This window comes from Oleiphilus sp. HI0043, assembly GCF_001634935.1.
The window spans coordinates 1-689 of sequence record NZ_LWEY01000693.1 but is presented as its reverse complement, the minus strand read 5'-3'; the positions used below and the strand labels follow the sequence as shown (position 1 = coordinate 689).

Genomic DNA, 689 nt, shown 5'->3' with positions numbered 1-689 from the left:
ATTCAAGAAACCCTTTATCTTTTAACTGTTCCGGGTATGAGAGAAAGCATTAAAGAAGGAATGGCAGAACCTATTGAAGATTGTTCTAAGGAGCTTGATTGGTGAGTTGGGAACTCGTATATACCAAGCAAGCTCAAAAAGATGCAAAGAAACTTGCTTCCTCAGGTCTCAAAAGTAAAGCAAAATATTTGCTGCAAGTTATCGAAGAGAATCCGTTTCAAACACCACCACCATTTGAAAAATTGGTTGGTGATTTATCTGGTGCAATTTCACGACGTGTTAACATCCAGCACCGGATTGTTTACCAAGTTTATGAAGAGCAAAAAGTCATAAAAGTTCTGCGTATGTGGACACATTATGAGTAATACCAAAATTTGTTCAGCTAACAAGTTGCTCAAGTCGGATTGTGGTAAATTGTCATCTTGTTTGCAAAGAGCCGCAAACAAACCGCCAATTCACCACAACCGCTTAGCAAGGCGTTGGTATGACTCCCCACGTCAAGAGGCCCGCACAAAATCCTGCCGGAACCTCGGCCAGAGCCTTTCTTTTTAATTAACATTCTTCCCGTTAGGGAAGCGTCAACGCATCAGATGAAGCAAGTAATTTCGACGGTGATCATGCTGGTATTCGTGGGTTGCTAACGCGACGCGTTAACCTATCCAACCTTACTTATTACGTCGTGGTGCCTG

1 protein-coding gene and 1 pseudogene are annotated in these 689 nt (G+C 42.4%); both read left to right on the top strand.

Features of this window, described 5'->3' with window-relative positions:
- Positions 1-105, top strand: a pseudogene (locus A3729_RS32610) (type II toxin-antitoxin system prevent-host-death family antitoxin); the annotation flags it as partial.
- Positions 102-365: a Txe/YoeB family addiction module toxin gene (locus A3729_RS08235; protein ID WP_068510968.1), complete on the top strand. Its 264-nt coding sequence runs from the start codon at positions 102-104 to the stop codon at positions 363-365. The pseudogene A3729_RS32610 and the gene A3729_RS08235, both read left to right, overlap by 4 nt.
- Positions 366-689 lie beyond the last annotated feature (324 nt).